At 41.7% G+C, this 25,048-nt stretch carries 15 protein-coding genes and 1 other RNA gene; 7 read left to right on the plus strand and 9 right to left on the minus strand.

Annotation, left to right across the window (positions count from 1 at the left end):
• Nucleotides 1-3: 3 nt before the first annotated feature.
• The 4 genes from V5739_RS02000 to V5739_RS02015 all read right to left on the minus strand — a co-directional run bounded on the left by V5739_RS02000 (nt 4) and on the right by V5739_RS02015 (nt 3,620).
• Nucleotides 4-759: a DUF1828 domain-containing protein gene (locus V5739_RS02000; RefSeq protein WP_423819453.1), complete on the minus strand. Its 756-nt coding sequence runs from the start codon at nt 757-759 to the stop codon at nt 4-6.
• Nucleotides 759-1,256, minus strand: coding sequence for a hypothetical protein (locus tag V5739_RS02005; RefSeq protein WP_423819455.1), 498 nt, complete (start codon nt 1,254-1,256; stop codon nt 759-761). Before V5739_RS02005 ends, V5739_RS02000 begins: the two co-directional genes overlap by 1 nt.
• A gap of 115 nt (nt 1,257-1,371) precedes the next feature.
• Complete coding sequence (kdsB, locus tag V5739_RS02010) at nt 1,372-2,133, minus strand: 3-deoxy-manno-octulosonate cytidylyltransferase (protein ID WP_423819456.1); 762 nt, start codon at nt 2,131-2,133, stop codon at nt 1,372-1,374.
• 47 nt (nt 2,134-2,180) lie between these two features.
• Complete coding sequence (locus tag V5739_RS02015) at nt 2,181-3,620, minus strand: ATP-dependent DNA helicase (protein WP_423819457.1); 1,440 nt, start codon at nt 3,618-3,620, stop codon at nt 2,181-2,183.
• 116 nt (nt 3,621-3,736) lie between these two features.
• Here V5739_RS02015 and V5739_RS02020 point away from each other — a divergent pair, with 116 nt between their 5' ends.
• Genes V5739_RS02020 through V5739_RS02030 form a run of 3 tightly spaced genes read left to right on the plus strand, consistent with a single transcriptional unit; the run spans nt 3,737 to nt 5,731 of the window.
• The gene (locus V5739_RS02020; RefSeq protein WP_266070652.1) at nt 3,737-4,387 is read left to right on the plus strand and encodes a hypothetical protein; all 651 of its coding nucleotides are present in this window, start codon (nt 3,737-3,739) and stop codon (nt 4,385-4,387) included.
• Nucleotides 4,371-5,201 carry a DUF3822 family protein gene (locus tag V5739_RS02025; protein ID WP_423819458.1) on the plus strand — a complete coding sequence of 277 codons (831 nt, stop codon included), beginning with the start codon at nt 4,371-4,373 and terminating at the stop codon, nt 5,199-5,201. Before V5739_RS02020 ends, V5739_RS02025 begins: the two co-directional genes overlap by 17 nt.
• A complete protein-coding gene (locus tag V5739_RS02030; RefSeq protein ID WP_266070650.1) occupies nt 5,198-5,731 on the plus strand; it encodes an RsmD family RNA methyltransferase in 534 nt (177 codons plus the stop codon). Before V5739_RS02025 ends, V5739_RS02030 begins: the two co-directional genes overlap by 4 nt.
• Before the next feature lie 388 nt (nt 5,732-6,119).
• Here V5739_RS02030 and rnpB read toward each other — a convergent pair.
• Nucleotides 6,120-6,462, minus strand: an RNA gene (rnpB, locus tag V5739_RS02035) — RNase P RNA component class A.
• A 150-nt stretch (nt 6,463-6,612) separates the two neighbouring features.
• Here rnpB and V5739_RS02040 point away from each other — a divergent pair.
• The gene (locus V5739_RS02040; RefSeq protein ID WP_423819459.1) at nt 6,613-8,562 is read left to right on the plus strand and encodes a DNA polymerase III subunit gamma/tau; all 1,950 of its coding nucleotides are present in this window, start codon (nt 6,613-6,615) and stop codon (nt 8,560-8,562) included.
• The gene (locus V5739_RS02045) at nt 8,562-9,143 is read left to right on the plus strand and encodes a tRNA-(ms[2]io[6]A)-hydroxylase (protein WP_423819460.1); all 582 of its coding nucleotides are present in this window, start codon (nt 8,562-8,564) and stop codon (nt 9,141-9,143) included. Before V5739_RS02040 ends, V5739_RS02045 begins: the two co-directional genes overlap by 1 nt.
• Here the strand turns inward: V5739_RS02045 and V5739_RS02050 are convergent.
• From V5739_RS02050 to pdxH, 4 genes are read right to left on the minus strand one after another with little or no spacing between them, the layout of a single operon-like run.
• Nucleotides 9,130-10,038, minus strand: a complete 909-nt coding sequence (locus V5739_RS02050; protein WP_423819461.1) for a Ppx/GppA phosphatase family protein — start codon at nt 10,036-10,038, stop codon at nt 9,130-9,132. The genes V5739_RS02045 and V5739_RS02050 overlap by 14 nt on opposite strands.
• The gene (gene ppk1 / locus V5739_RS02055) at nt 10,035-12,143 is read right to left on the minus strand and encodes a polyphosphate kinase 1 (RefSeq protein WP_423819462.1); all 2,109 of its coding nucleotides are present in this window, start codon (nt 12,141-12,143) and stop codon (nt 10,035-10,037) included. The genes V5739_RS02050 and ppk1 overlap by 4 nt, the downstream gene beginning before the upstream one ends.
• On the minus strand, nt 12,144-12,629 hold the full coding sequence (locus V5739_RS02060) for a SixA phosphatase family protein (RefSeq protein ID WP_423819463.1): 486 nt from the start codon (nt 12,627-12,629) through the stop codon (nt 12,144-12,146).
• A gap of 2 nt (nt 12,630-12,631) precedes the next feature.
• Entirely contained in the window at nt 12,632-13,276 is a 645-nt protein-coding gene (gene pdxH, locus V5739_RS02065; protein WP_266070642.1) for a pyridoxamine 5'-phosphate oxidase, read from the minus strand.
• 493 nt (nt 13,277-13,769) lie between these two features.
• On the opposite strand from pdxH, the gene V5739_RS02070 reads away from it, so the two are divergent.
• Complete coding sequence (locus tag V5739_RS02070) at nt 13,770-14,276, plus strand: hypothetical protein (protein ID WP_423819464.1); 507 nt, start codon at nt 13,770-13,772, stop codon at nt 14,274-14,276.
• A gap of 28 nt (nt 14,277-14,304) precedes the next feature.
• A complete protein-coding gene (locus V5739_RS02075; protein ID WP_423819465.1) occupies nt 14,305-25,044 on the plus strand; it encodes an HYR domain-containing protein in 10,740 nt (3,579 codons plus the stop codon).
• The last annotated feature ends 4 nt before the right edge of the window (nt 25,045-25,048 follow it).

Genomic DNA, 25,048 nt, shown 5'->3' on the forward strand with positions numbered 1-25,048 from the left:
CAGTTAATACCTTTCTTTCTCTAAAAATTTTCTAGCATTTATTTTAAACTCATCTAATGAAGTAAATTGTTTATCACAAGAATTGGTCAATCTGAGTTTATCTTTTCTTGGCAATGCTTCAAAATTTTCGGTTACCACCCACCCATGGTATTTTATATCATTTAACAAATAAGCTTGATAACTTAAAGTAGCTAATCTTGCTTTAGCTACATCTTTTACACCAAATAAATAAACTGGTTTACCATTAGGTTGAAAGGAATAATCTGCTTCAAGATCCTCCCTATCGGGGATTGGTAAAACATCCTTTTTAGGATGAAAATCATTTAAGTTATCAAAAACAAAATCATCTAACATCTCAAAAAAAAGATTCTCAATAACTTCTCTTTTGAAATAGCTCATACTACCAATTTTTGCAAAAGCTTGAGTAATATGCATAATATCCGAATACAAAGATTTTGTATTAGTTCTCAAGCAAATATTACCATCATGTTCAGAAAGATTATTCTCGGAAAGAATTTTTAAAAGAATTGATTCTTTATTTTCAGTATCAATATCATAAGAATAGGCTAATCTCTGTAAGGTTAAGCCATAATCACACAATTCAAAACTATTATTATCATTTTGTTTAATGAACAAATCAACCATATCACCATCTTCATGATAAATAGGTAGATATAATTGGTAAATACCCGGTCTTTTCTTTTTTATAGAAAACTTACCGTTGAAATCCTTTTTTATATTTTTAATTATAGCTTCCATTAACTTATATCGTCTTCGGCAAAAATAAAATCTAATTGGTTATTTGGAGGAGGAAAATATCTCAAAGCATCTTCTTTTATAATTTTAATTCTACTCACAAAATACTGCACAGCCTCTTCAATGGTCTGATATGGCACATCTGTTTCGATTTGACCTTCAGGTCTCAATCCGGCATTTATTCTATCCGCAGTAGCTAAATGAACATGTGGACCATCATGATGAGGCGCATTCTCATTCAATCCATGTGGTCCATTAACCCTTAAAAGGACAATTTTCCCTTTTTCATCCTTGGGATTATAAACTAAACCGATTGAAAAATTCTCTTGAAAAGTTTGATTCCTAGAGATAAAACCTATGAAAGAATGCTGACCATCAAGTGACTCTAAAAGAAACTTTTTCTTTTCACTCCCTCGCATCGGTGGTGATTTCTTAGGAGAATTAGTAATTCTTTTATCACAAGAAATTAATGCTAAAATAAGTTCATCTGAAAAGATCATACGTAACAAATTAACGAAAAAACCTAGTTCTAAATGTACATTTAATTTTATCGTAAACCACTAGAAGCTAAAAAACAGTTAACACAAATCCTGCTAACAAGTCTAAATGGCATTTTTAATGATCATTTTTTTTGGAGAGGATCTTTCTCGCTTCTTCAAGATCTTCGGGAGTATCTATGCCTACACCTTTCACTTCAGTTTCTACCATTTTTATGTTCTTGCCGTACTCCAAATACCTGATGCACTCAATTTTCTCAGTAGCTTCGAGCTTCAGCATTGGCAGGCGGTAAAAATCCATCAAAGCCTGTTTCCTAAAGGCATAGATCCCTATGTGTTTGTACCAGGTAACACCGGTATTCTCATCACGAGGATAAGGAATGGGAGAACGGGAAAAATATAGTGCAAAATCGTTCTTATTGGTAATTACCTTGACATTATTGGGGTTTAAAATGTCTTTTTTGTCGGCCAGAGGAGCCTTTAGAGAAGCCAGGTCTATGAGATCGGCATCTTTTCCGCGGAAAACATCGAGCAACAGCCTAAGGCTTTCGGTATCTATCATGGGTTCATCTCCCTGCACGTTCACTACCACATCTACCCGCATATCTTCTACGGCTTCGGCAATACGGTCACTGCCACATTCGTGTTCTTTTTTGCTCATTATGGCGTTGCCGCCGTTGGAGCTTATTTCATCAAAGATCACGTCACTATCGGTCACCACATATACCTCCTCAAAAAGGCCGGTTTTCATGGCCGCTTCATAGGTTCGTAAAATGACAGTTTTCCCGTGCAGATCCTGCATCAGTTTCCCCGGAAAACGTGTTGCGGCATACCGCGCCGGGATCATGGCAATTATACGAAGAGGTTGTTGCGTAGACATAATGTTTTGTTTTCTGTTATACTTCCGAAGTAATTCTGATAAAAGTTTTAATTAGCCCCGGCAAAAAAATCATCTTTAAATCCAATGAGATAGAGCTTCTCCTGCGCCCTGGTAACGGCAGTATACAACCACCGCAGGTAATCTTTATCTACCCCGTTGGGAAGATAAGGCTGCTCCACAAAAACAGTGTTCCATTGCCCACCCTGAGATTTATGACAGGTCATGGCGTAAGAAAATTTGATTTGCAGGGCGTTGAAGTACTTGTTGTTCTTCACTTTTAAAAACTTCTTGTACTTGGTACGTTCTTCCTCATAATCTTTCATCACCTCCTGGTAGAGTTGATTTGACTCCTCATAAGTGAGCGAGGGGTGGTTACTTTCAAGGGTATCCAGCAGTACCACCGTTTCAATGGGCTGCATGTTGGGGTAATCTACCATTTGCGCCTTGATCTCTGCAAACCTGAAGCCATACAATTCTTTTATCGCAAAGATCTCCAGCACCTTAATAATATCACCATTGGCAATAAAACCGGCTTCGCTGCTGGGCTTCACCCAAAAATAATTATTCTTGACCACCATCAAATAATCTCCGGAAGAGATCTCTTCTTCCTGAAACAAAATGCGGTTTCTTATTTGCTGGTTGTAGAGGTTTGCACGCTTGTTAGATCGCACAATAATTGTGGTGTCCTCGTGCCCCAGGTTGCGATAAGAATCTTCAATAGCTTCCATGATCTCATACCCGTCTATAAGCCTCACCACATCTTTTTTATTGCTCAATTCAAACCTGAAGCTTTCATAAAAATCTTCCCGTAGGGCCTCCCTAATCAAGGTTGCATTGTGCAGAATATCGCTTTCTTCACTTTGCCTAACCACCTCATCAAGTTCTATATGCGTTACTTCTTTTAAATATGTATTCTGAAGTTTTTGCTCCTCAAGTGCGGGGCTCACCTCAAGCTTTACCGGTGGTAGCTGGGCAGTATCCCCTATAAAGATCAAATTGCAGTTGTGGCCCGAATAGACATACTGAAGCAGGTCGTCTAACAGCGAACCATTCTCGAACATCTGGGCGTCGTTATTGACATCGGGGATCATTGAAGCTTCATCGACAATAAAGATGCTGTTGCGGTGTTTATTGGGCTGCAGCACGAAACTTACCCCGGCGCCCGATTTTTTCTTCGGAAAATAGATCTTCTTGTGAATAGTAAAAGCCTCGCGGCCCGAATAATTGGCAATTACTTTGGCTGCCCGGCCTGTTGGCGCCAGCAGGATGCCACTTTTTTTGACCTGCCACAGGTTTTTTACTAAAGAACTTATAATTGTAGTCTTCCCTGTACCGGCAAAACCTTTAAGAAGAAATAAAGATTCTTTACTGCCTTCCATTACAAAAGTCGCCAGCTGCTGCAGCGCAATATCCTGTTTTACTTTAGCTTCAAATTTGAGATCTTTTAATAACAGTTTATAGAATGTGGCAGCGTTTAGTTTTTCCATGATCATTTTCCGTCGAAGCCCAAAGATAACAAGGTTTTTTTCTGAAGAATCTTTTGTGAATAAAAAAAAATTGTAGATTTGCGTGGATACTAAAATAAATCTTAAACTGCACCCGCATGAAACTTGTCATTCAGTTAGTTCTTTGGATTGTGATCATCTTCCTGGGATACCTGGTTTTTAATTCTGTTTACGAGCCTATACAATTTAATAAAGTTAAGGAGGCAAGATATGCCAAAGTAATAGAAAAGCTTAAAGATATTAGAGATGCCGAACTCGCACACCGTACGGTGACGGGAGAATTTGAAGGCAATTGGGAAAATTTAGTTCGGTTTATTGATACCGCACAATTTACCCTTACCCAAAGAAGGGATACCACCGTAATGGATGAAGAATACAGAAAGACATACGGGGTTGACCGAAGAGTTGAAATTGTAGTAGTTGACACTCTTGGATACAAATCTGTAAAAGACTCTCTTTTCAAAGGATCTGATCGTTACAAGACAATGATGAACGTTCCTATTAAAGGAGTAGATGCCAGGTTTGAACTTGAAGCAGGCACTCTTGATAAGAGTGGTACTCAAATCCCTGTCTTTGAAGCAAAAGTTTCTAAGAAAGTGATACTTCACGATCAAGACAAAGATCTTGTAAACCAGGAACAGCAGGTTGTATCTGTAGACAACGTAAACGGCCCTGCCATTAGCGTTGGTTCTATGGAAGAAGTAAAAACCAGCGGTAACTGGCCTTTAAAATATGGTGACGCAGAGTAGGCAAATAAACTACGAAAATATAAAGTTGTCCATTCAGGTTAGCCTGAATGGACTTTCTTTTTGTGCCCTGTCTAAAGAAGAAAAAAGAATTGTTTTTTTCAGGGACATCCTCTTTTCCCGAAAACTCAATCCGGCACAGGTGCTGCAGCAAATAGAAAAACAGTACGAACAGGAGCCTTTTTTGAGTAGTGGAAACCCCGAGGTTATTGTGCTTTTTTCGAATGAATTGTACAGTCTTGTACCTACCGAATTCTTTGAAGAGGAAAATGCTTCGGAATATCTCAAGTACAACACAAAGATCCTGGAGACCGATTATGTAGCAAAGGACGATATTGTTTCCGCAGAAATTGTGAACGTATATATCCCTTACACTAATATCAATAACTTCTTTTTTGACAGGTATGGGGAATTTGAATACCGCCACAGCGTAAGTGTGCTGGCAGAAGAATTTCAAATTCAAAACCGCTTCCAAAAAGAAGGCACAAGGGTTTACCTCAACTGTTTTCCCGGGGGCTATGACCTGCTTGTATACCAACAGGGAAAATTAATACTGGCAAACAGCTTTAACTGCAACAGCCGCGAAGATTTTATTTATTACCTGCTCTTTTGCGCAGAACAGCTTGATCTTGATCCCTCCAGTTTTGAATTGATCCTCTTAGGAAGGATAAGAGAGAAATCAGATTATTACGAAATTACATACACTTATGTGAAGGAAATAAAGTTTCTTCAAAGTTCTTTTGGTTACATTTTTAACGGCAAAGAAGAACCGCCAAAAGGTTATATGCATTACACTCTTTTTAAAGCACTCGAATGAGAATAGTTTCAGGAATACATAAAGGGAAAAAGATCATCGCTCCAAAAAAACTTCCGGTAAGACCTACTACAGATTTTGCCAAGGAAGCGCTTTTCAATATCCTGAACAACCAATACCATTTTTCGGCTTTAAAAGTGATCGACCTTTTTAGTGGCACCGGGAACATTACTTACGAGTTTGGCTCGCGCGGTGCAGTAGAGATCATTGCAGTTGATGCCCATTTTGAATGTGTAAAGTTCATCAACAAGAAATCTGAAGAGCTCGATTTACCCGTTAGAACTGTAAAAAGTGATGTCTTCAAATTTTTAAAAGCTACCACCGAAACTGCGAACATCATTTTTGCCGATCCGCCTTACGATTTTGAGGCTGACGTTCTACAACAAATTGCAGAAACAACATTTTCAAGAGGGCTTCTGGAAGAAGGCGGCTCCCTCATCATTGAGCATAGTAAAAGAATAGATCTTTCCCATATAGAACATTTTCAAAATGTAAGAAAATACGGTAATTCGGTTTTTAGTTTTTTTTCTTAAATTAGAAGATGTGTTTACCTCTTAAAATAGTTGAGTTGGAATTCACCGTACTCCAATTCTATCCGAACTATGTTTTTTCCCAACCCAGGGAAGGACAGGTTTTGGAAGGCAAGAAAATGACCGATCTTGTTGAAGCTTGTTCAAGTTTCTACAACGGAAAATACTATGTTTATCTTGCCAACCGGATTAATGACTATAATGTTAACCCCACAGTTAACCTCAATCTGCACAAAGAGAAGAATCTTGCAGGAGTTGGGATAATTTGCAAAAAGGAATCAGCTTTTAAATCTGCCACCTTTGAAAAACAATTTTCCAAGATCCCTTATGAAATTTTTCGTGATCTCGAATCTGCTTTAAAATGGGTAAATAATCTTATTGCTGAAAAAAATAAAAAAGCAGACCTGTAAGCCGGATTCTGTACTCCAACCCCGATAGCTATCGGGATGAAGCCCTTATCATTTATCTGAAGCTTTTGTTACCAAAAGCCTTTAGCTGCCTACCCTCCGGCAACGAACGGGCAATTCTTAACAGCCGGTATACATGGCATTGCACCGCATAGAGTTTACCTGATTTCACTACAGCATTATCTGTACATCCTTTCTGTTGCACTGGTCCTCCCTTCCAAAGAAGGTGATGGGCGTTACCCACTATGCTGCCCTGTGGTGTCCGGACTTTCCTCCACCCCATTTCAGTATTATTGAAGTTGGGGCAGCGATAAGGCGGTCTGCTTGCTGCAAATATACACTTATAATGCCATTTTTGAGAGGTATGAAATCCCGGGGTTGACTTAAGCAAGTAAACAGGTAATTGTGGATAAAAACCCGGTGATAATTCCCGGCTTCGGTTTTGTATTTTTATATTTGTGCATCTAAAACATTTCAATGGAACACTTTGTAGTCTCGGCCAGAAAATACCGTCCTCAAACCTTTAAAGATGTTGTGGGCCAGCAGGCTATTACCAACACGCTACTCAACGCCATTGAATACAACCACCTGGCACAGGCACTTCTTTTTACCGGTCCGCGTGGGGTGGGGAAAACCACCTGCGCCCGTATTCTTGCCAAAAAGATCAACCAGGACGGGAACCAGGATCCCAATGAAGATTTTGCTTTCAATATCTTTGAACTCGATGCCGCTTCAAACAACTCGGTAGACGATATCCGGAATTTGATTGACCAGGTGCGGATTCCGCCCCAGGTTGGCAAGTACAAGGTGTATATTATTGATGAGGTGCACATGCTGTCTCAGGCAGCCTTCAACGCTTTCCTTAAAACGCTTGAAGAGCCGCCAAGGCACGCCATTTTTATTTTGGCAACTACCGAAAAGCATAAGATCATCCCTACTATTCTTTCCCGTTGTCAAATATTTGATTTTAAAAGGATAACGGTAAAAGATGCCAAAGAATACCTGGGTTACATTGCAGAACAGGAAGGCGTAGAAGCCGATGATGACGCGCTGCACATCATTGCCCAAAAAGCGGATGGTGCCATGAGAGATGCGCTTTCTATTTATGACAGGGTAGTGAGCTTTAGTGGTAAAAACCTCACCAGGCAGGCAGTTACCGAAAACCTGAATGTACTTGATTACGACACCTATATTTCTGCTACAGATTTAATTCTCAAAAATGACATTCCGCAGCTACTTTTATTATTCAATGAAATCTTGAGCCACGGCTTTGACGGGCATCATTTTATTGCGGGGCTGGCGTCACATTTTAGAGACCTTTTGGTGTGTAAAGATCCCAAGACTATAAATCTTCTTGAAGTAGGAGACAATACAAAAGCTTTATACTACAAACAATCTCAGGAAGCTTCTTCCTCTTTTCTTCTGAAGGGCATAGAACTGGCCAACCAGTGTGATTTACAGTACAAGAGCAGCCGAAACCAACGGCTGCTGGTGGAACTTTGCCTCATGCAACTAGCCTCAGTCACTTTTAGCGACGAAAAAAAAAAGGATAGCAGCTACATAATTCCGCCAAACCATTTTACCGGAGCTCCCATTCCCGCTCCGGCACTTAAGCTTTCTTCCAAGGAGAAAGAAGTAATTGTCAATAACGAATACGCTAAAGGAGATTCGGCCGCACCTACTGAAGCCCAGCTGCCAAAACCGGCACCGGCCGGGGCCGGGGCCGGGGCCGATTGTGCTCCCATAACTCCCGAACTTAAGAAAGAAGAGCCAGCTACACAAGTAACTTCAGCCCAAGAAAAAACTTCAGATGTTGCAGCTGCACCTTCAGCCACTGAAACTTCAGCCGAAGAAAAACCTGATCTTAGCAATGCTGCTGCAACCTACGTTTCTCCCGATATTTCTTCCGCAGAAACAGCCGTAAAAGATTCCGAAGAAAAAACAGCTACAGCTGAACAACCTGCTGCAAAAAAGGTATCGGGACTTTCTTTGAAGAGTATTCAGAAGAAAAAAGAACTGGAAGCTCAAAAGCGGGAGGCTAAAACTGAAGAGGAAGTTGTCAAAAATGGCAAATTCACAGAAGAACAAATGCAGGCGGCCTGGCAGGAATTTAGCGAAGAGCAGAACGATAAAGGGGAAAAAATACTGGCTTCGATCATGCAAACAGACACCCCTGCTTTGATGGGCAAGAATATTTGTGTTGAACTTCCCAACGAGACCATGAAACTTGAGCTGGAGAAAGTGCAGTATCATTTAATGGGCTTTTTGAAGGAAAAGCTTCAGAATACCCACATTCAACTGAAGGTCACCGTAAACGAAAAAGCTGAAAAGAAATTTGCTTTTACGCCCATTGAAAAATTCGAGAAACTAAGGGAGAAAAACCCGCTTATCGAAAAATTACGTTCCACATTTGATTTAGATATATAATGTTAGGTCTAAAATTACCCACAGACCCGCGATGGGTCAATATTGTTGAAAAGAATATTGAGGAGATCCTTACAGATCATGCTTACTGCGAGCAAAAAGCAGCCTCAACGGCCATCTCCCTTATTGTTACCCACCCGGAATATTCAGAACTTGTCACGGCTATGACTGCTTTGGCGAGAGAGGAAATGGGCCATTTTAAAATGGTTCACGATCGTATCCTGGAACGGGGGCTCACTTTGGGGCGCGACAGAAAAGATGAATACGTGTTAAAGCTGCTAACCTTCTTCCCTAAGGGCGGAAGCCGACTTACAAACCTTACGCACCGTCTACTTTACGCCGCATTAATTGAAGCGCGCAGCTGTGAACGTTTTAGATTACTTTCAGAAAACCTTGAAGACAGAGAACTGGCGGAGTTCTACCGCAGCTTAATGGTAAGTGAAGCCAATCATTACACGATGTTTCTCAATTTTGCCCGGAAATATGGAGACCGCAAAGAAGTGGACCAAAAATGGCAAAATCTGCTTGAATTTGAGGCCGAAATTATGAAAGAGCTTGGCAAAAAGGAAACTATGCACGGTTAGCCTCTTCCAGCGCCTCCTGGTACAGAGATTTAATAATCCCGTCTGAAAGTCCTATTTTAGGTACATAGATTCTCCTGGCTCTCGTCCATTTCATAGCCGAGAGATATATTTTTGCAGCCGGCACTATCACATCTGCCCTATCCTGGTTTAGGTTAAGCTCGGTAATGCGTTCTTCGTAAGTAAAAGATTGCAAAAGTTGGTAATAAGAGCTCAGATATAGGAAACTAAGAGGTTTCCCATTGGCCTTACCGCTACTTTTAAAGATATTGTTGATGTTTCCGCCTGAGCCTATAAGATCAATCTTCGTGTAGTTACGGGTAATCTTCTTGATCCACTCTTCTACCTCATCCCATACTTCCTGCGAAACCATGTTTTCAAGTAATCTTACTGTTCCCAGTTTGAATGAACGGGAAGCAACGGTCTTTCCTTTTGAATAAAGCGTAAACTCGGTACTTCCACCTCCCACATCTACATAAAGATAAGTTTTGTCTGTCTGGATGAGCGCATGAAGATCGGTCGCGGCAATGATCGCAGCTTCATCGCTACCATCTATAATATTGATCTCTACTCCGGTTTTTTCCAGAATAAGCTGCGCCACTTCTTCCCCATTCTCAGATTCCCGCATGGCCGAGGTGGCACAGGCTTTGAACTTCTCTATCTTATGCGACTGCATTAACAATTTGAAAGCCTGCATGGTATCAACCATACGGTTGATATTCTCTTCGGAAATATTTTTGGTAAGAAACACATCAGCTCCCAGCCTTATTGGCACCCGCACAAGGGAGGTTTTCTTGAAGATGGGTTCTCTGTGCTCCTGCTCGGTGATTGTCATTATTAACAATCTCACTGCGTTAGATCCAATATCTATGGCTGCAAACTTTCTTTGGTTGATCAAACTTTCTCTTTTTCGGTTTCCAGTTTTTTTAAATAATAATCATATAATGCAAATTGCGACCTTAGGGCCGGCTTGTTATTGCGCCGGTAAGCATTATCCTGCTTAATAGAAATCACCCTGGCCTTGACATTATCGCTCCAGCAAATTTCAAAAGTTTCTATTAACTCTTTTTGAATAGTCTTATCATAAATAGGGCAGCTTATTTCAACCCTGTAATCCATATTCCGCGTCATCCAGTCTGCCGATGATATATACACTTTCGGATTTCCGCCGTTTTCAAAAATATAAATCCTTGGGTGCTCCAGGTATTTATCTACAATGCTAATCACCTTAATATTCTCACTCATCCCTTCTACGCCGGGCACGAGACAACAGATCCCACGTACAATAAGTTTCATTTTCACCCCTGCCCTGCTGGCTTCATATAACTTATCAATAAGAGAATAATCAGATAAACTATTTAATTTTAACCTGATTCCCGATGATTTTCCTTCTTTGGCGTTGTCAATTTCTGTCTGGATCAACTTAACAAGGCCACTGCGGGTATAATGTGGCGAAACCAGTAAATGTTTGTACCGGCTCACTTTGTAATTTACCTCAAAAAAGTCGAACACCTTATTCACTTCTTTAAGTATGCTTTGATTACTTGTAAAAAGTGTGAGATCGGAATATACCCGCGCAGTAGATTCATTCAGGTTTCCGGTACTTATAAAGCCGTAGCGCATCATTTTCTCATTTTCAAGTCTCTCTATAACACATCCTTTAGAATGTACTTTAAGACCTTTAACCCCAAAAATGAGGTTGATACCTTCCTGCTGTAGTTGCTCGGCATATTTAATATTGGCCACCTCATCAAATCTCGCTCTAAGTTCGATTTGTACAGTTACTTTTTTCCCATTTTTGACCGCATTGACCAATGAACTTGCTATGTGAGAGATCTTAGCCAGGCGATAAATGGTGATCTTGATCGATTTTACTGCCGGATCAAGTGCTGCTTCCCTCAGGAATTTTACGGTATAAGAAAAAGACTGGTAAGGAGTGTGCAACAAGAAATCCTTTTTTGCGATCTCTTTAAACAAGCTACCCTGTAAGATCAACCCCGGAATTGGCAGGGGTTCATACGGTTTATACTGCAGCTCTTCTCCCCCCAGGCTGGGAAAATTCATGTAATCACGCCTGTTGTGGTAGCGCCCGCCGGGTATAATACTGTCGGTCGCATCAATGCCCATCTTGCTCATAAGATACTGAAGGGTGTCCTGATCAATATTCATATCGTACACAAATCTCACCGGCTCCCCTTCAATACGGTCTTTTACACTTTCCGAAATTTTTTCAATAAAGGATTTACTAAGATCGCTGTCAATATCAAGTTCTGCATCGCGGGTAATTTTGATCATATGAGCAGTGACACTCTCATATTCGAAAATGTTGAAAATGGAATGCAAATGATAGCGGATAAGATCATCGAGCAGAATAATGTACTGCCTGTCTCCATCTTTTGGGAGCACAACAAAGCGTTCAATACTCCGGGGAATTTCTATAAGTACGTATTTCTTCTCTTTCGCATGATTTGGAAGCACGCCCGAATTTGCCCTTTTTGGAACGGGATCTTTCATGGTCATCTTTACGGCAAGGTATGCCGCGCTATCCTTTAACCGTGGTAATTCATCAAGATCGTTCAGGATGATGGTTACCAGGGCAGGGCTCACCTTTTGAAGGAAGAAATTTTTAAGAAAAGCCTGTTGAGGTTTAGCAACCTGCTTCTCGTTTATAATAAAGATATTGTGATCTTTCAGCTTATTCTGAATGGCATCCAGGATCTTTAAACTCTGGCTTTGCTGCTCAATTACAATTTCGGTGATCTCTTCAAGAAGCTGGTTGGCTTTTATTCCTCCCAAAACATTCTTTCCGCCTTTTCCGGCGAGATCAATCCGTTTAATAGTAGCATACCGTACCTTAAAGAACTCATCGAGATTATTTGAAAAGATTCCAAGAAATCTCAGCCTCTCAATCAATGGCACTGTTTTGTCTGCAGCTTCCTGCAACACCCTTGCATTAAACTGCAACCAACTCAACTCCCTGTTGATATACTGATTTTCTTCCATTTATCTTAAATTCTTTGGGAACAGGTATAAAATTGTTTGCCCGTCTTTTATCTCCTGCCATTTTTCAGCTTCAAATGTTATCACGCACAATCCTGTAGTGGGCACATTAGAGAAATGCTGATCTCCTAATTGATTTGCAACCCCCGTGATTGCCGGGTTATGACCAAACACCATAAGAGAATCCACATCATCTTCACATGAAGTTATAATGTTTAGAAGTGTTTTGGCATCAAAAGTATAAAGCTCCTTCTTAACTGTAAAATCTTTGTCTTCAACCTCCAGTCTTTTCTGAAAGATCCTGGCGGTATCTAGCGCACGCGTTGCAGAACTGCTCCATATCTTCAATGGTTTTTCCCGGAAACCTGAAAAGGCATTTAAAACCAGGCCGGCATCTTTGAAGGCCCGCTTTTTTAAAGTGCGTTCAGCATCGGGTAAATCTTCTTTCCATGAAGATTTACCATGTCTAACAAGAATCAGTTTTTTCATAATTATGGTGCTAATCTATCCATTTTCCATGCCTCTCCTTCCTTACTGTAATAGATACGGTCATGCAGGCGGTTTGGCCTGCCCTGCCAAAATTCGAATTCCGAAGGTATGACTTTATAACCTCCCCAATATACAGGTTTTGGAATATCTTTTCCATCAAACTCCTCTTCAAGAAGCTCCAGTTTTTTCTGAAGGTATTCGCGGGAAGGAATTACAGAACTTTGCTGCGAAGCCCAGGCTCCAAGTTGGCTGCCACGTGGCCTCGAATGAAAGTAGGTAGTTGATTCTTCTTCAGAAGTTCTTTCAGCCAGCCCTTTTATCATCACCTGTCGTTCAGATTTTGGCCAGAAAAAAGAAAGACAAACCCGGGGATTTTTCGCTATAGACCTACCTTTTTCAGATTCATAGTTGGTGTAGAACACAAATCCTTCGTCATCATATTCCTTAAGAAGCACTACGCGTGACATGGGAAAACCATCCAGCCCAACGGTAGAGAGGTTCATTGTATTGACTTCGTCAACTTCTTTGTTTGTTTCAATTTCCCTAATCCAAACATGAAATAATTCAAAGGGATCTTTAGGGATTTCCTCTTCCAGTAACTCATGTTTCTGATAGAGTTTACGGTAATCGTGAAGCTTATTTTTCATATTGCCAATTTACAAAATATAGGTTTTACAACGCCAGTACACAGGGTCAAAAATGGCAAATCCTGTAAGAATTATTTGACTCTAAACCTGGCTTCAATTTTCCTTTCATCCCATTAATTTCAAGGAATAAACCGCTAAAAATATAAGATGTTTTTAATATTATTTTTCTTACTTATTTCATAGTTATATTAAAGATAACGCAGTCTTAAATATAATCAACACCCCTCTTAATCCCTGCTATAATTTACTGTCCGTGTGCAGTTTGTCCGTAAAACCTCACACTACATCTAAAACATTTGAATTTTCTTTTTTTAACAGAAATTAGAAAATACATTTACCTCAGAAATAAGATTCCTCCCCCCCAGATCTATTTCAAAACTTATTTATAACCTCAAAAAAACCTACAAGCTTTGGCTACCGCCTACAGGAGATATTCACTCCTTCCTTTCAACCTATGGCTCCCTTTTTCTTTTCAATTATAACATACAATTCTATGATCAAGAATATGACCTTTAGTAAAATTATCGGACTCACCATCCTTTGTTTTTCGGCATCCTTTAGTGCCTCAAGTCAAAATACAGCAGTAAACTTTGGTGAACTCTTAAATTCACCTGTTACCTCTTCGGGCCAGTTTACCAAAAATGATATCGAAGAGCTTTCAGGCTTGATCTACGACCTAAACCCTACCATTTTTATTGGAAGTTCGGGGTACAAGATTTTAGGGGAAGAAGCTCCTATGAAAGCAGAATTAAGTGCAGGCAACTTCAACAGGCTTTCTACTGCCAATCCCGGTTTTAATAATGTGAAGCTTTTGAAAATGAAAATAGAAAGTGAAGCAGACTTCAATGCATCTTTTGACTTAAGCAGGCTGCAGGGTTTCGAAAACCTTGAATATGTTTTTGTGGAGTGCACTTTTGAATGTAGTACAACAAGGATTGAAAACATGTTCTCGAATATTGGGAACCTGAAGGTCCTGTATATAATCTCAACCCCCGAATAAGACGACGCTGGCACCAAAATTTGGCATTATGAAACAAAACTACGCAAAACAATTTTCTGCAATAAACCCCGGGAACCTTTTTACCCTGTTCCTTGTTTTATTTGGTTCAGTACTTCAAATGAGTGCCCAGGTAAGACAGCCTTTTATTCAGACAACTTCGGAAGACTCTCCCAACAGGAAGATCTACAATATCAAGGGGGATTTTACCATGATAGGGAATACCAACATGACGTTGTGGGATTACTCTAATGAGAGGATGAATAGTAACAACTACATGGTGGAAGTAGATACCGATGAGGTTGGAAATACTTCCAATTCATCTAGTGCCACTCTTTCATTTTCTAATGAAAATGGCGCCAGTCCCGAATGCTCAAACGTACTTTTTGCAGGGCTGTACTGGACCGGAAGAACCAGTGATAATGTACCAAACTACAAAAAAAGCAAAGTAAAGTTCAGGGGGCCTGGCTCTTCTTATCAAGACATACAGGCTATTACCTATAATGTTCCGGGAGACAATAATATGTATGCCGCTTATGCCGAAGTAACCGACATTGTTAAAGCAGGAGGTACCGGTGAGTACTGGGTGGCCGATATGGCTGTTTCTGAAGGTAACGGTGGTTCTACCGGCTATTACGGCGGTTGGGGAATGATTGTGATCTATGAGAACCAGCAAATGAACTTGCGGGACGTTACTGTTTTTAATGGGTATGCTTATGTGCAGGGTAATGCAACCCGCCAGTATGAAATTCCTGTATCAGGCTTTAATACTGCCCAGGCCGGCGATATTAACATGAAGCTTGGGATGATGGCCGGTGAAGGCGATAGAGGAATTAGCGGGGATTACTTCAGCATAAAAAAGCGAAATGGAAATTCATGGCAGTCGCTAAGTCACAGTTTGAACTCTACCGATAACTTCTTTAATTCTTCCATACAAACCAGCGGTGCCAGAAATCCAAACCGCCTTAACAATACCGGTGTTGACATCAGCATGTTTAATATCAACAACCAGAACAACCAGGTGATTGGAAACAACCAGACTTCTACTACTTTCCGATATGGTTCTACACAAGACACTTACATCATTCTTAACATGGCGATGTCTGTAGACGCTTACACGCCCGATTTTGAAGCTGTTACCTCTATTGGCCAGACAACTGCAGTACCTGGTGAAGAAATTACTTATAATATAGACCTTTACAACAAGGGTTCCGAAGAAATTGAAAATGCGACAATTATCATTCCGGTACCTTTCAATCTGGAGTATACGGGCAATCAAACGCAATTTACCGGCCCGGCTCCGTCTCCTAACAACGTTACCTATGATCCATCCCTAGGAGCTAATGGTTCTGTAATTTGGACTATAGGCACCCTCCCGCTTCCAACGGACAACAGTAATTCCCTTGGAAGCCTAAACCTCAATTTTAAGGTTACTGAAGATTGTGCCATTCTTAAAAACTCCAGCTGCGGGCATCAATTCCAGATTCCTTTTACAGGTACTTTAAGTGGAAAAGGGGCAATTACGGGTGCCACCTTCACAGATAAAGGCCTAATTCAGGGATACCAGAACAACGGCACCTGTGAAATGCAACCCATAACCAGTCCGTTGCTTATCGACATTGATGCATCAAATTTCATTCAGAATAACTGTCAGGCGACCCCCGACGAGCTGAGTTTCTCAACCTGCGATACCCAAAGTGGATTTTCGGTGAGTGACATTCAGTCGTATTTTCCTCAGGGCAGCAGGTTTTACGATAGCTATCCTGTGACTTCAGGCTCTACTCAAATTACAGGAAATTTCCCTGCTACTGCTGGAACTACAGAATACTACGCCATTTTAAAAGGCTCAAATTCCTGTTACATTCCCTTCAGTATTACCATTGACGAAATCACTTCAATCCCTGCAGCCGAAGATATCTCCTATTGTATTAACGAAGAAGCGGTTGCGCTCACTGCCACGCCAAGTAAATCTAATTATTCTCTCTTCTATTATACTTCGGAAGATGGTGAGCCTCAAAGCTCTATCACTCCATCTACTTTAGAAGCTGGAGAATTTACCTATTACGTAGCCGAAGGGGAATCTTTAAGCTGTATAAGCCCTAACAAAACCACAATTACCGTAAGTATTTCCGGTAAACCTGAAGCAACTCCACCCTCCAATATAGAGATTGAAGGCTGCGGAACTGAATTTGACAGCTCCACAATTCCCGGATATTCCACTCAGCTGACTGCAATAACTCAAAATGTTTTTGAAAGTCTTGGTGGTACAATTACTTCGGAAAAAGATATCCAAAAAGTTGAATATTTTGACCATCTGGAAAGTACTTTACCCACTGTTATTACAAGGACCTTCAGAATAACTTCTGAATGCGGAAGCGTTGAAGTACAACAGGTCATTAAGGTCGAAGACACTACTGCGCCTGAAGCCATAAACCTACAGGACGTGACTGCACAATGCGCTGCCGATGTTGAAGCTCCCGTGACTACCGATAATTGCGACGGGGACCTTACTGCAACCACAACAGATCCTGTTTCTTACACTGAACAGGGAACACATAGCATAACCTGGATCTTTACCGATAAGAGCGGAAACAAAACCACTGCTATTCAAAAAGTGATTATTGAAGACACTATCGCTCCGGAAATTGTTTGTCCAAGTGACATTTTTGAAACCGTAGTTTCTGGTGGAACTACTGCTATTGTTACTTACGACGCTCCTGTTGCTTCTGATAACTGTGAGTTCACTGTTGAACAAACCGGCGGATTGGCTTCTGGTTCTGAATTCCCGCTTGGAACTACTACAAACATTTTTGTGGTGACTGATGGTGCCGGGAATACTGCTACCTGTAGCTTCACTGTAACTATTACTGATGATGAGGATCCGACAATCACTTGTCCCGAAAACATTGACGTAAATGTTGATGCAGGAATTTGTGGTGCTATAGTAGAATTCTCAACTCCCGAAGGTTTTGACAATTCTGGTGACGTAACTGTGACCCAGATTGCAGGTCCGGTATCAGGTGCTGTTTTCCCAGTTGGAATTACTACTGTGACTTTCCAGGTGGAAGATGCTTCCGGAAACACTGCAACCTGTAGTTTTGATGTAACTGTAACTGACAATGAAGCTCCTGAAATAACTTCAGTATCAAACATTACTGAAAATGTTGATGTAGCTTCCTGTTCTGCAATTGTGGAATACGAACTACCAACTGCAACTGATAATTGCGAAGGTGTGGAAGTTACTTTAACTGAAGGTTTAGCTTCAGGAGAAACTTTCCCTCTTGGAGTTACTGAAGTTACTTACACTGCGACCGACGCTTCAGGAAACGAAGTAACCACTACTTTCACTGTAACTGTAGTGGACAACATCGCTCCGGAAATCACCTGTGTAAATGACATTTTTGACACTGTAGCTTCAGGCTCCACAACTGCCGTTGTGACTTACGACGCACCGGTGGCTTCTGATAATTGCTCTTTCACTGTGGAACAAACAGCAGGTTTAGCTTCAGGAAGTGAATTCCCGCTTGGAACAACAACAAATACATTTGTTGTGACCGACGGTGCAGGAAACACTGCTACCTGTAGCTTTACTGTGACCATCACCGATGATGAAGATCCAAGCCTTGAGTGTCCTGAAAATATCAATGTAAATGTTGATGCAGGAATTTGTGGCGCTGTGGTTGAATTCACCACTCCTGAAGGTTTTGACAATTCAGGTAACGTGACTGTAACCCAAATTGCAGGTCCGGTGTCAGGAGAAGTTTTCCCTGTGGGAACTACCACTGTAACTTTCCAGGTAGAAGACGCTTCTGGAAACACTGCAACCTGTAGTTTTGATGTAACTGTAACTGACAATGAAGCTCCAACAATCACTTCAGTATCAAACATTACTCAGAATGTAGATGTTGATTCTTGTTCAGCAATTGTGGAATACGAACTACCGACTGCAACTGATAACTGCGAAGGTGTGGAAGTTACTTTAACTGAAGGTTTAGCTTCAGGATCTGAATTCCCGCTAGGGGAAACTACCGTAACTTACACTGCAACGGATGCTTCAGGAAACGAAGTAACCACTACTTTCACTGTGACTGTGGTGGACAACATCGCTCCTGAAATTGTTTGTGTAAATGACATTTTTGACACTGTAGCTTCAGGCTCAACAACTGCCGTTGTGACTTACGATGCACCTGTTGCTTCTGATAACTGTTCTTACACTGTGGAACAAACAGCAGGTTTAGCATCAGGAAGTGCGTTCCCACTTGGAACAACAACCAACACTTTTGTTGTAACCGATGCTGCCGGAAACACTGCTACCTGTAGCTTTGATGTAGTGATCACCGATGATGAAGATCCAACGCTTGAGTGCCCTGCTCCAATCAATGTAAGTGTGGATGCAGGAATCTGTGGCGCTGTGGTTGAATTCGCCACTCCGGAAGGTTCTGACAATTCAGGTGAGGTGACTGTAACCCAAATTGCAGGTCCGGTTTCAGGAGAAGTTTTCCCTGTGGGAACTACCACTGTGACTTTCCAGGTAGAAGACGCTTCTGGAAACACTGCAACCTGTAGCTTTAATGTTACTGTAACTGATAATGAAGCTCCTAAAATTACTTCAGTTGCCAATATCACTCAAAATGTCGATGTTGATTCCTGTTCTGCAACTGTGGAATATGAACTACCGACTGCCACTGATAATTGTGAAGGTGTGGAAGTAACTTTAACTGAAGGACTAGCTTCAGGAAGTGAATTCCCACTTGGAGAAACTACCGTGACTTACACTGCGACCGATGCTTCAGGAAACGAAGTAACCACTACTTTCACCGTAACCGTGGTTGACAACATTGCTCCTGAAATCTCCTGCACAAATGACATTTTTGACACTGTAGCTTCTGGCTCAACAACTGCCGTGGTGACTTACAACGCTCCTGTTGCTTCTGATAACTGTGAGTTCACGGTTGAACAAACAGCAGGTTTAGCTTCAGGATCTGAATTCCCGCTTGGAACAACAACAAATACATTTGTTGTGACCGACGGTGCAGGAAACACTGCTACCTGTAGCTTTGATGTAGTTATCACCGATGATGAAGATCCAACGCTTGAGTGCCCTGCTCCTATCAACGTAAATGTTGATGCAGGAATCTGCGGCGCTGTTGTGGAATTCTCAACTCCTGAAGGTTTTGATAATTCTGGTAACGTAACTGTGACTCAGATTGCTGGTCCGGTATCTGGTGCTGTTTTCCCAGTGGGCACTACCACTGTGACTTTCCAGGTGGAAGATGCTTCAGGAAACAAAGCAACTTGTAGCTTCAATGTTACTGTAACTGATAATGAAGCTCCTGAAATTACTTCAGTTGCCAATATCTCTCAGAATGTAGATGTAGATTCTTGTTCAGCTACGGTTGAATACGAATTACCAACTGCAATTGATAATTGTGAAGGTGTTACTGTAACTTTAACTGAAGGTTTAGCTTCTGGCTCTGAATTTCCATTAGGTGAAACTACAGTGACTTATACCGCAACTGATGCTTCTGGAAATACTGTGACTACCACTTTCACTGTGACTGTAGTAGACAACATCGCTCCGGAAATCACCTGTGTAGATGACATTTTTGACACTGTAGCTTCTGGCTCCACAACTGCCGTTGTGATTTATGACGCACCGGTAGCTTCTGATAACTGTGAGTTTACAGTTGAACAAACAGCAGGACTTGCTTCAGGAAGTGAGTTCCCGCTTGGAACCACTACAAATACTTTTGTAGTGACTGATGGTGCAGGAAATACTGCTACCTGTAGCTTCACTGTGACCATCACCGATGATGAAGATCCAACCCTTGAGTGTCCTGCTCCTATCAATGTAAATGTTGATGCAGGAATCTGCGGCGCTGTTGTAGAATTTACAACTCCGGAAGGTTTTGACAACTCAGGTGACGTTACGGTGACCCAGATTGCAGGTCCGGTGTCAGGAGAAGTTTTCCCAGTGGGCACTACCACTGTGACTTTCCAGGTGGAAGATGCTTCAGGCAACACTGCTACCTGTAGCTTTGATGTGACTGTAAAAGATAATGAAGCTCCTGAAATTACTTCAGTGGCCAATATCATCCAAAATGTGGATGTAGATTCTTGTTACGCAACTGTGGAATACGAACTACCAACTGCAACTGATAATTGCGAAGGTGTGGAAGTAACTTTAACTGAAGGTTTAGCTTCAGGAAGTGAATTCCCGCTAGGTGAAACTACCGTGACTTACACTGCGACCGATGCTTCAGGAAATGAAGTGACTACTACTTTCACTGTGACTGTAGTTGACAACATCGCTCCTGAAATCTCCTGCACAAATGACATTTTTGACACTGTAGCTTCTGGCTCAACAACTGCCGTGGTGACTTACAACGCTCCTGTTGCTTCTGATAACTGTGAGTTCACGGTTGAACAAACAGCAGGTTTAGCTTCTGGTTCTGAATTCCCGCTTGGAACTACAACAAATACTTTTGTAGTGACCGATGCTGCCGGAAACACTGCTACCTGTAGCTTTACCGTGACCATTACCGATGATGAAGATCCAACGCTTGAATGCCCTGCTCCTATCAATGTAAATGTTGATACAGGTATCTGCGGTGCTGTGGTAGAATTTACAACTCCGGAAGGTTTTGACAATTCAGGTGAGGTGACTGTAACCCAAATTGCAGGTCCGGTGTCAGGAGAAACTTTCCCTATTGGAACTACCACTGTGACTTTCCAGGTCGAAGATGCTTCAGGCAATACTGCAACCTGTAGTTTTGATGTAACTGTAACTGACAATGAAGCTCCAACAATCACTTCAGTATCAAACATTACTCAGAATGTAGATGTTGATTCCTGTTCTGCAACTGTGGAATACGAACTACCAACTGCCACTGATAATTGTGAAGGTGTGGAAGTTACTTTAACTGAAGGTTTAGCTTCAGGATCTGAATTCCCGCTAGGGGAAACTACCGTAACTTACACTGCAACGGATGCTTCAGGAAACGAAGTAACCACTACTTTCACTGTGACTGTGGTGGACAACATCGCTCCTGAAATTGTTTGTGTAAATGACATTTTTGACACTGTAGCTTCAGGCTCAACAACTGCCGTTGTGACTTACGATGCACCTGTTGCTTCTGATAACTGTTCTTACACTGTGGAACAAACAGCAGGTTTAGCATCAGGAAGTGCGTTCCCACTTGGAACAACAACCAACACTTTTGTTGTAACCGATGCTGCCGGAAACACTGCTACCTGTAGCTTTGATGTAGTGATCACCGATGATGAAGATCCAACGCTTGAGTGCCCTGCTCCTATCAATGTAAATGTTGATGCCGGAATTTGTGGCGCTGTGGTAGAATTCTCAACCCCGGAAGGTTTTGACAATTCAGGAGACGTGACTGTAACTCAGATTGCAGGTCCGCTGTCTGGTTCTGTTTTCCCTGTCGGAACCACAACTGTGACTTTCCAGGTGGAAGACGCTTCAGGAAACAAAGCAACCTGTAGCTTTGATGTGACTGTAAAAGATAACGAAGCTCCTGAAATTACTTCAGTGGCCAACATTACTCAGAATGTAGATGTGGATTCTTGTTCTGCAACTGTGGAATACGAACTACCGACTGCAACTGATAATTGTGAAGGTGTGGAAGTAACTTTAACTGAAGGTTTAGCTTCAGGAAGTGAATTCCCGCTTGGAGAAACTACCGTGACTTACACTGCAACCGATGCTTCAGGAAACGAAATAACCACTACTTTCACTGTGACTGTGGTGGACAACATCGCTCCGGAAATCACCTGTGTAAATGACATTTTTGACACTGTAGCTTCTGGCTCCACAACTGCTGTTGTGACTTACGACGCTCCTGTGGCTTCTGATAATTGCTCTTACACTGTTGAACAAACAGCAGGTTTAGCTTCAGGAAGTGCGTTCCCACTTGGAACCACTACCAACACTTTTGTTGTGACCGACGGTGCCGGGAATACTGCTACCTGTAGCTTCACTGTAACTATTACTGATGATGAGGATCCGACAATCACTTGTCCCGAAAACATTGACGTAAATGTGGATGCAGGAATCTGCGGTGCTGTGGTTGAATTCTCAACTCCGGAAGGTTCTGACAATTCAGGTGACGTAACTGTGACCCAGATTGCTGGTCCGGCATCAGGAGAAGTTTTCCCTGTGGGAACTACCACTGTGACTTTCCAGGTCGAAGATGCTTCTGGCAACACTGCTACCTGTAGCTTCGATGTAACTGTAACTGATAATGAAGCTCCTGAAATTACTTCAGTGGCCAACATTACTCAGAATGTAGATGTAGATTCATGTTCTGCAATTGTAGAATACAAACTACCGACTGCCACCAATAATTGTGAAGGTGTCACTGTAGAACTAACTGAAGGTTTAGCTTCAGGTTCTGAATTCCCGCTAGGGGAAACTACCGTGATTTACACCGCGACCGATGCTTCAGGAAACGAAGTATCCACTACTTTCACTGTGACTGTGGTGGACAACATCGCTCCTGAAATCACCTGTGTAAATGACATTTTTGAGACTGTAGGTGAAAACGGAACTACTGCCGTTGTGACTTACGACGCACCTGTAGCTTCTGATAATTGCTCTTTCACAGTTGAACAAACAGCAGGTTTGGCTTCAGGAAGTGCGTTCCCGCTTGGAACTACAACAAATACATTTGTTGTGACCGACGGTGCAGGAAACACTGCTACCTGTAGCTTTGATGTAACTATTACTGATGATGAGAATCCAACACTCACTTGTCCTAATAACATCGACGTAAATGTTGATGCAGGAATTTGTGGCGCTGTGGTAGAATTTTTAACTCCGGAAGGTTTTGACAATTCTGGTGACGTAACTGTGACCCAGATTGCAGGTCCGGTATCTGGTGCTGTTTTCCCAGTTGGAACTACTACTGTGACCTTCCAGGTAGAAGATGCTTCAGGAAACACTGCAACTTGTAGTTTTGACGTAACTGTAACTGATAATGAAGCTCCAACAATCACTTCAGTATCAAACATTACTCAGAATGTAGATGTTGATTCCTGTTCTGCAACTGTGGAATATGAACTACCGACTGCCACTGATAAATGTGAAGGTGTGGAAGTTACTTTAACTGAAGGTTTAGCTTCAGGATCTGAATTCCCGCTAGGGGAAACTACCGTAACTTACACTGCAACGGATGCTTCAGGAAATGAAGTGACTACTACTTTCACTGTGACTGTGGTGGACAACATCGCTCCGGAAATCTCATGTACAAATGACATTTTTGACACTGTAGCTTCAGGCACAACAACTGCCGTGGTGATTTACGATGCTCCTGTTGCTTCCGATAACTGTGAGTTCACGGTTGAACAAACAGCAGGTTTAGCTTCTGGTTCTGAATTCCCGCTTGGAACTACAACCAACACTTTTGTTGTAACCGATGCTGCCGGAAACACTGCTACCTGTAGCTTTGATGTAGTGATCACTGATGATGAAGATCCGACGCTTGAGTGTCCTGCTCCTATCAATGTAAATGTTGATGCAGGAATTTGCGGCGCGGTGGTAGAATTTACAACTCCGGAAGGTTTTGATAACTCAGGTGACGTGACTGTGACCCAGATTGCAGGTCCGGCGTCAGGAGAAGTTTTCCCTGTGGGAACTACCACTGTGACTTTCCAGGTCGAAGATGCTTCAGGCAATACTGCAACCTGTAGTTTTGATGTAACTGTAACTGACAATGAGTTGCCGGTATGGACTTCAGCTTTACCTTCAGATGCAACGGTAGAATGTGACGAGGTTCCGGCAGCAGCTACTTTAACTGCGACCGATGCCTGCGGGGTGAATGTGAAATTTTCCGAAGAAATGGTCGCTTCAGATTGTGCTTCAGAATATATTTTAACCAGAACCTGGACTGCGACTGATAATAACGGAAATGCTATTTCCCATACGCAGATCATTTCCGTAGAAGATAATTCGGCACCAACATTGGCGAACGAACTTCAGGAAGTGATCAACATTAGCTGTGAGGAAATTCCCGCAACACCAGAACTGACTTTTACCGACAATTGTTCTCCTGAGGTTACGGTAGAGTTTGATGAGAGTACAACCGACGGGGAAAACGGAAGCTCTGTAATCACCAGAACCTGGTTCGCATCTGACTGTGCCGGAAATGAAGCTGTCTTTACACAAATTATTAATGTAAATCCAACTTCAACTGAAATTGAAACTACCACTGCAGACCTTTGTACCGAAGATGTCATTTTTGAACTCTCTGACCTATTAATTGGAGAGTACAACGAGAACGGAACCTGGGTAGACAGCAATCAAACAGGTGCGCTTCAAAACGGGGCAGTAGATCCGGGCCTACTTCAGGTGGGATTATACAGCTTTGATTATGTGATCAATGAAGGTGGCTGTACTTCAACCACTACTATTCAGGTTAGCATTAACGATGACTGTATTGTTCTTCCCTGTGAAATAGAAGATGTGCGAAATAGTATCTCTAAAGCTGTAACTCCAAACGGAGATAACATTAATGACAAATTTGAAGTAGGTAAAGGTATTGACTGTGGCTTCACTTATGCTGTTCAAATCTTTAACCGCTGGGGGAATGAAGTGTATAAATCAAATAATTATACTGATGGCTGGGATGGAAGTTCAAGTAACTCTATAACCGGAGATCAATTACCTGCAGGTACTTACTATTACATTGTTGAGATAAAACAAAGTGGACTTGAACCAATACAGGGATATATCTACTTAGGAACCAAATAATCGA

The sequence above is a fragment of the Salinimicrobium sp. TIG7-5_MAKvit genome (genome assembly GCF_049569215.1).
GTDB lineage: Bacteria > Bacteroidota > Bacteroidia > Flavobacteriales > Flavobacteriaceae > Salinimicrobium > Salinimicrobium profundisediminis.

What these genes read in the sequence shown, in the direction of transcription:
- V5739_RS02000 (WP_423819453.1), bottom strand. Translation starts at nt 759, where the DNA reads ATGGAAGCTATAATTAAAAATATAAAAAAGGATTTCAACGGTAAGTTT.
- V5739_RS02005 (WP_423819455.1), bottom strand. Translation starts at nt 1,256, where the DNA reads ATGATCTTTTCAGATGAACTTATTTTAGCATTAATTTCTTGTGATAAA.
- kdsB (WP_423819456.1), bottom strand. Translation starts at nt 2,133, where the DNA reads ATGTCTACGCAACAACCTCTTCGTATAATTGCCATGATCCCGGCGCGG.
- V5739_RS02015 (WP_423819457.1), bottom strand. Translation starts at nt 3,620, where the DNA reads ATGGAAAAACTAAACGCTGCCACATTCTATAAACTGTTATTAAAAGAT.
- V5739_RS02020 (WP_266070652.1), top strand. Translation starts at nt 3,737, where the DNA reads ATGAAACTTGTCATTCAGTTAGTTCTTTGGATTGTGATCATCTTCCTG.
- V5739_RS02025 (WP_423819458.1), top strand. Translation starts at nt 4,371, where the DNA reads ATGGTGACGCAGAGTAGGCAAATAAACTACGAAAATATAAAGTTGTCC.
- V5739_RS02030 (WP_266070650.1), top strand. Translation starts at nt 5,198, where the DNA reads ATGAGAATAGTTTCAGGAATACATAAAGGGAAAAAGATCATCGCTCCA.
- V5739_RS02040 (WP_423819459.1), top strand. Translation starts at nt 6,613, where the DNA reads ATGGAACACTTTGTAGTCTCGGCCAGAAAATACCGTCCTCAAACCTTT.
- V5739_RS02045 (WP_423819460.1), top strand. Translation starts at nt 8,562, where the DNA reads ATGTTAGGTCTAAAATTACCCACAGACCCGCGATGGGTCAATATTGTT.
- ppk1 (WP_423819462.1), bottom strand. Translation starts at nt 12,143, where the DNA reads ATGGAAGAAAATCAGTATATCAACAGGGAGTTGAGTTGGTTGCAGTTT.
- V5739_RS02060 (WP_423819463.1), bottom strand. Translation starts at nt 12,629, where the DNA reads ATGAAAAAACTGATTCTTGTTAGACATGGTAAATCTTCATGGAAAGAA.
- pdxH (WP_266070642.1), bottom strand. Translation starts at nt 13,276, where the DNA reads ATGAAAAATAAGCTTCACGATTACCGTAAACTCTATCAGAAACATGAG.
- V5739_RS02070 (WP_423819464.1), top strand. Translation starts at nt 13,770, where the DNA reads ATGATCAAGAATATGACCTTTAGTAAAATTATCGGACTCACCATCCTT.
- V5739_RS02075 (WP_423819465.1), top strand. Translation starts at nt 14,305, where the DNA reads ATGAAACAAAACTACGCAAAACAATTTTCTGCAATAAACCCCGGGAAC.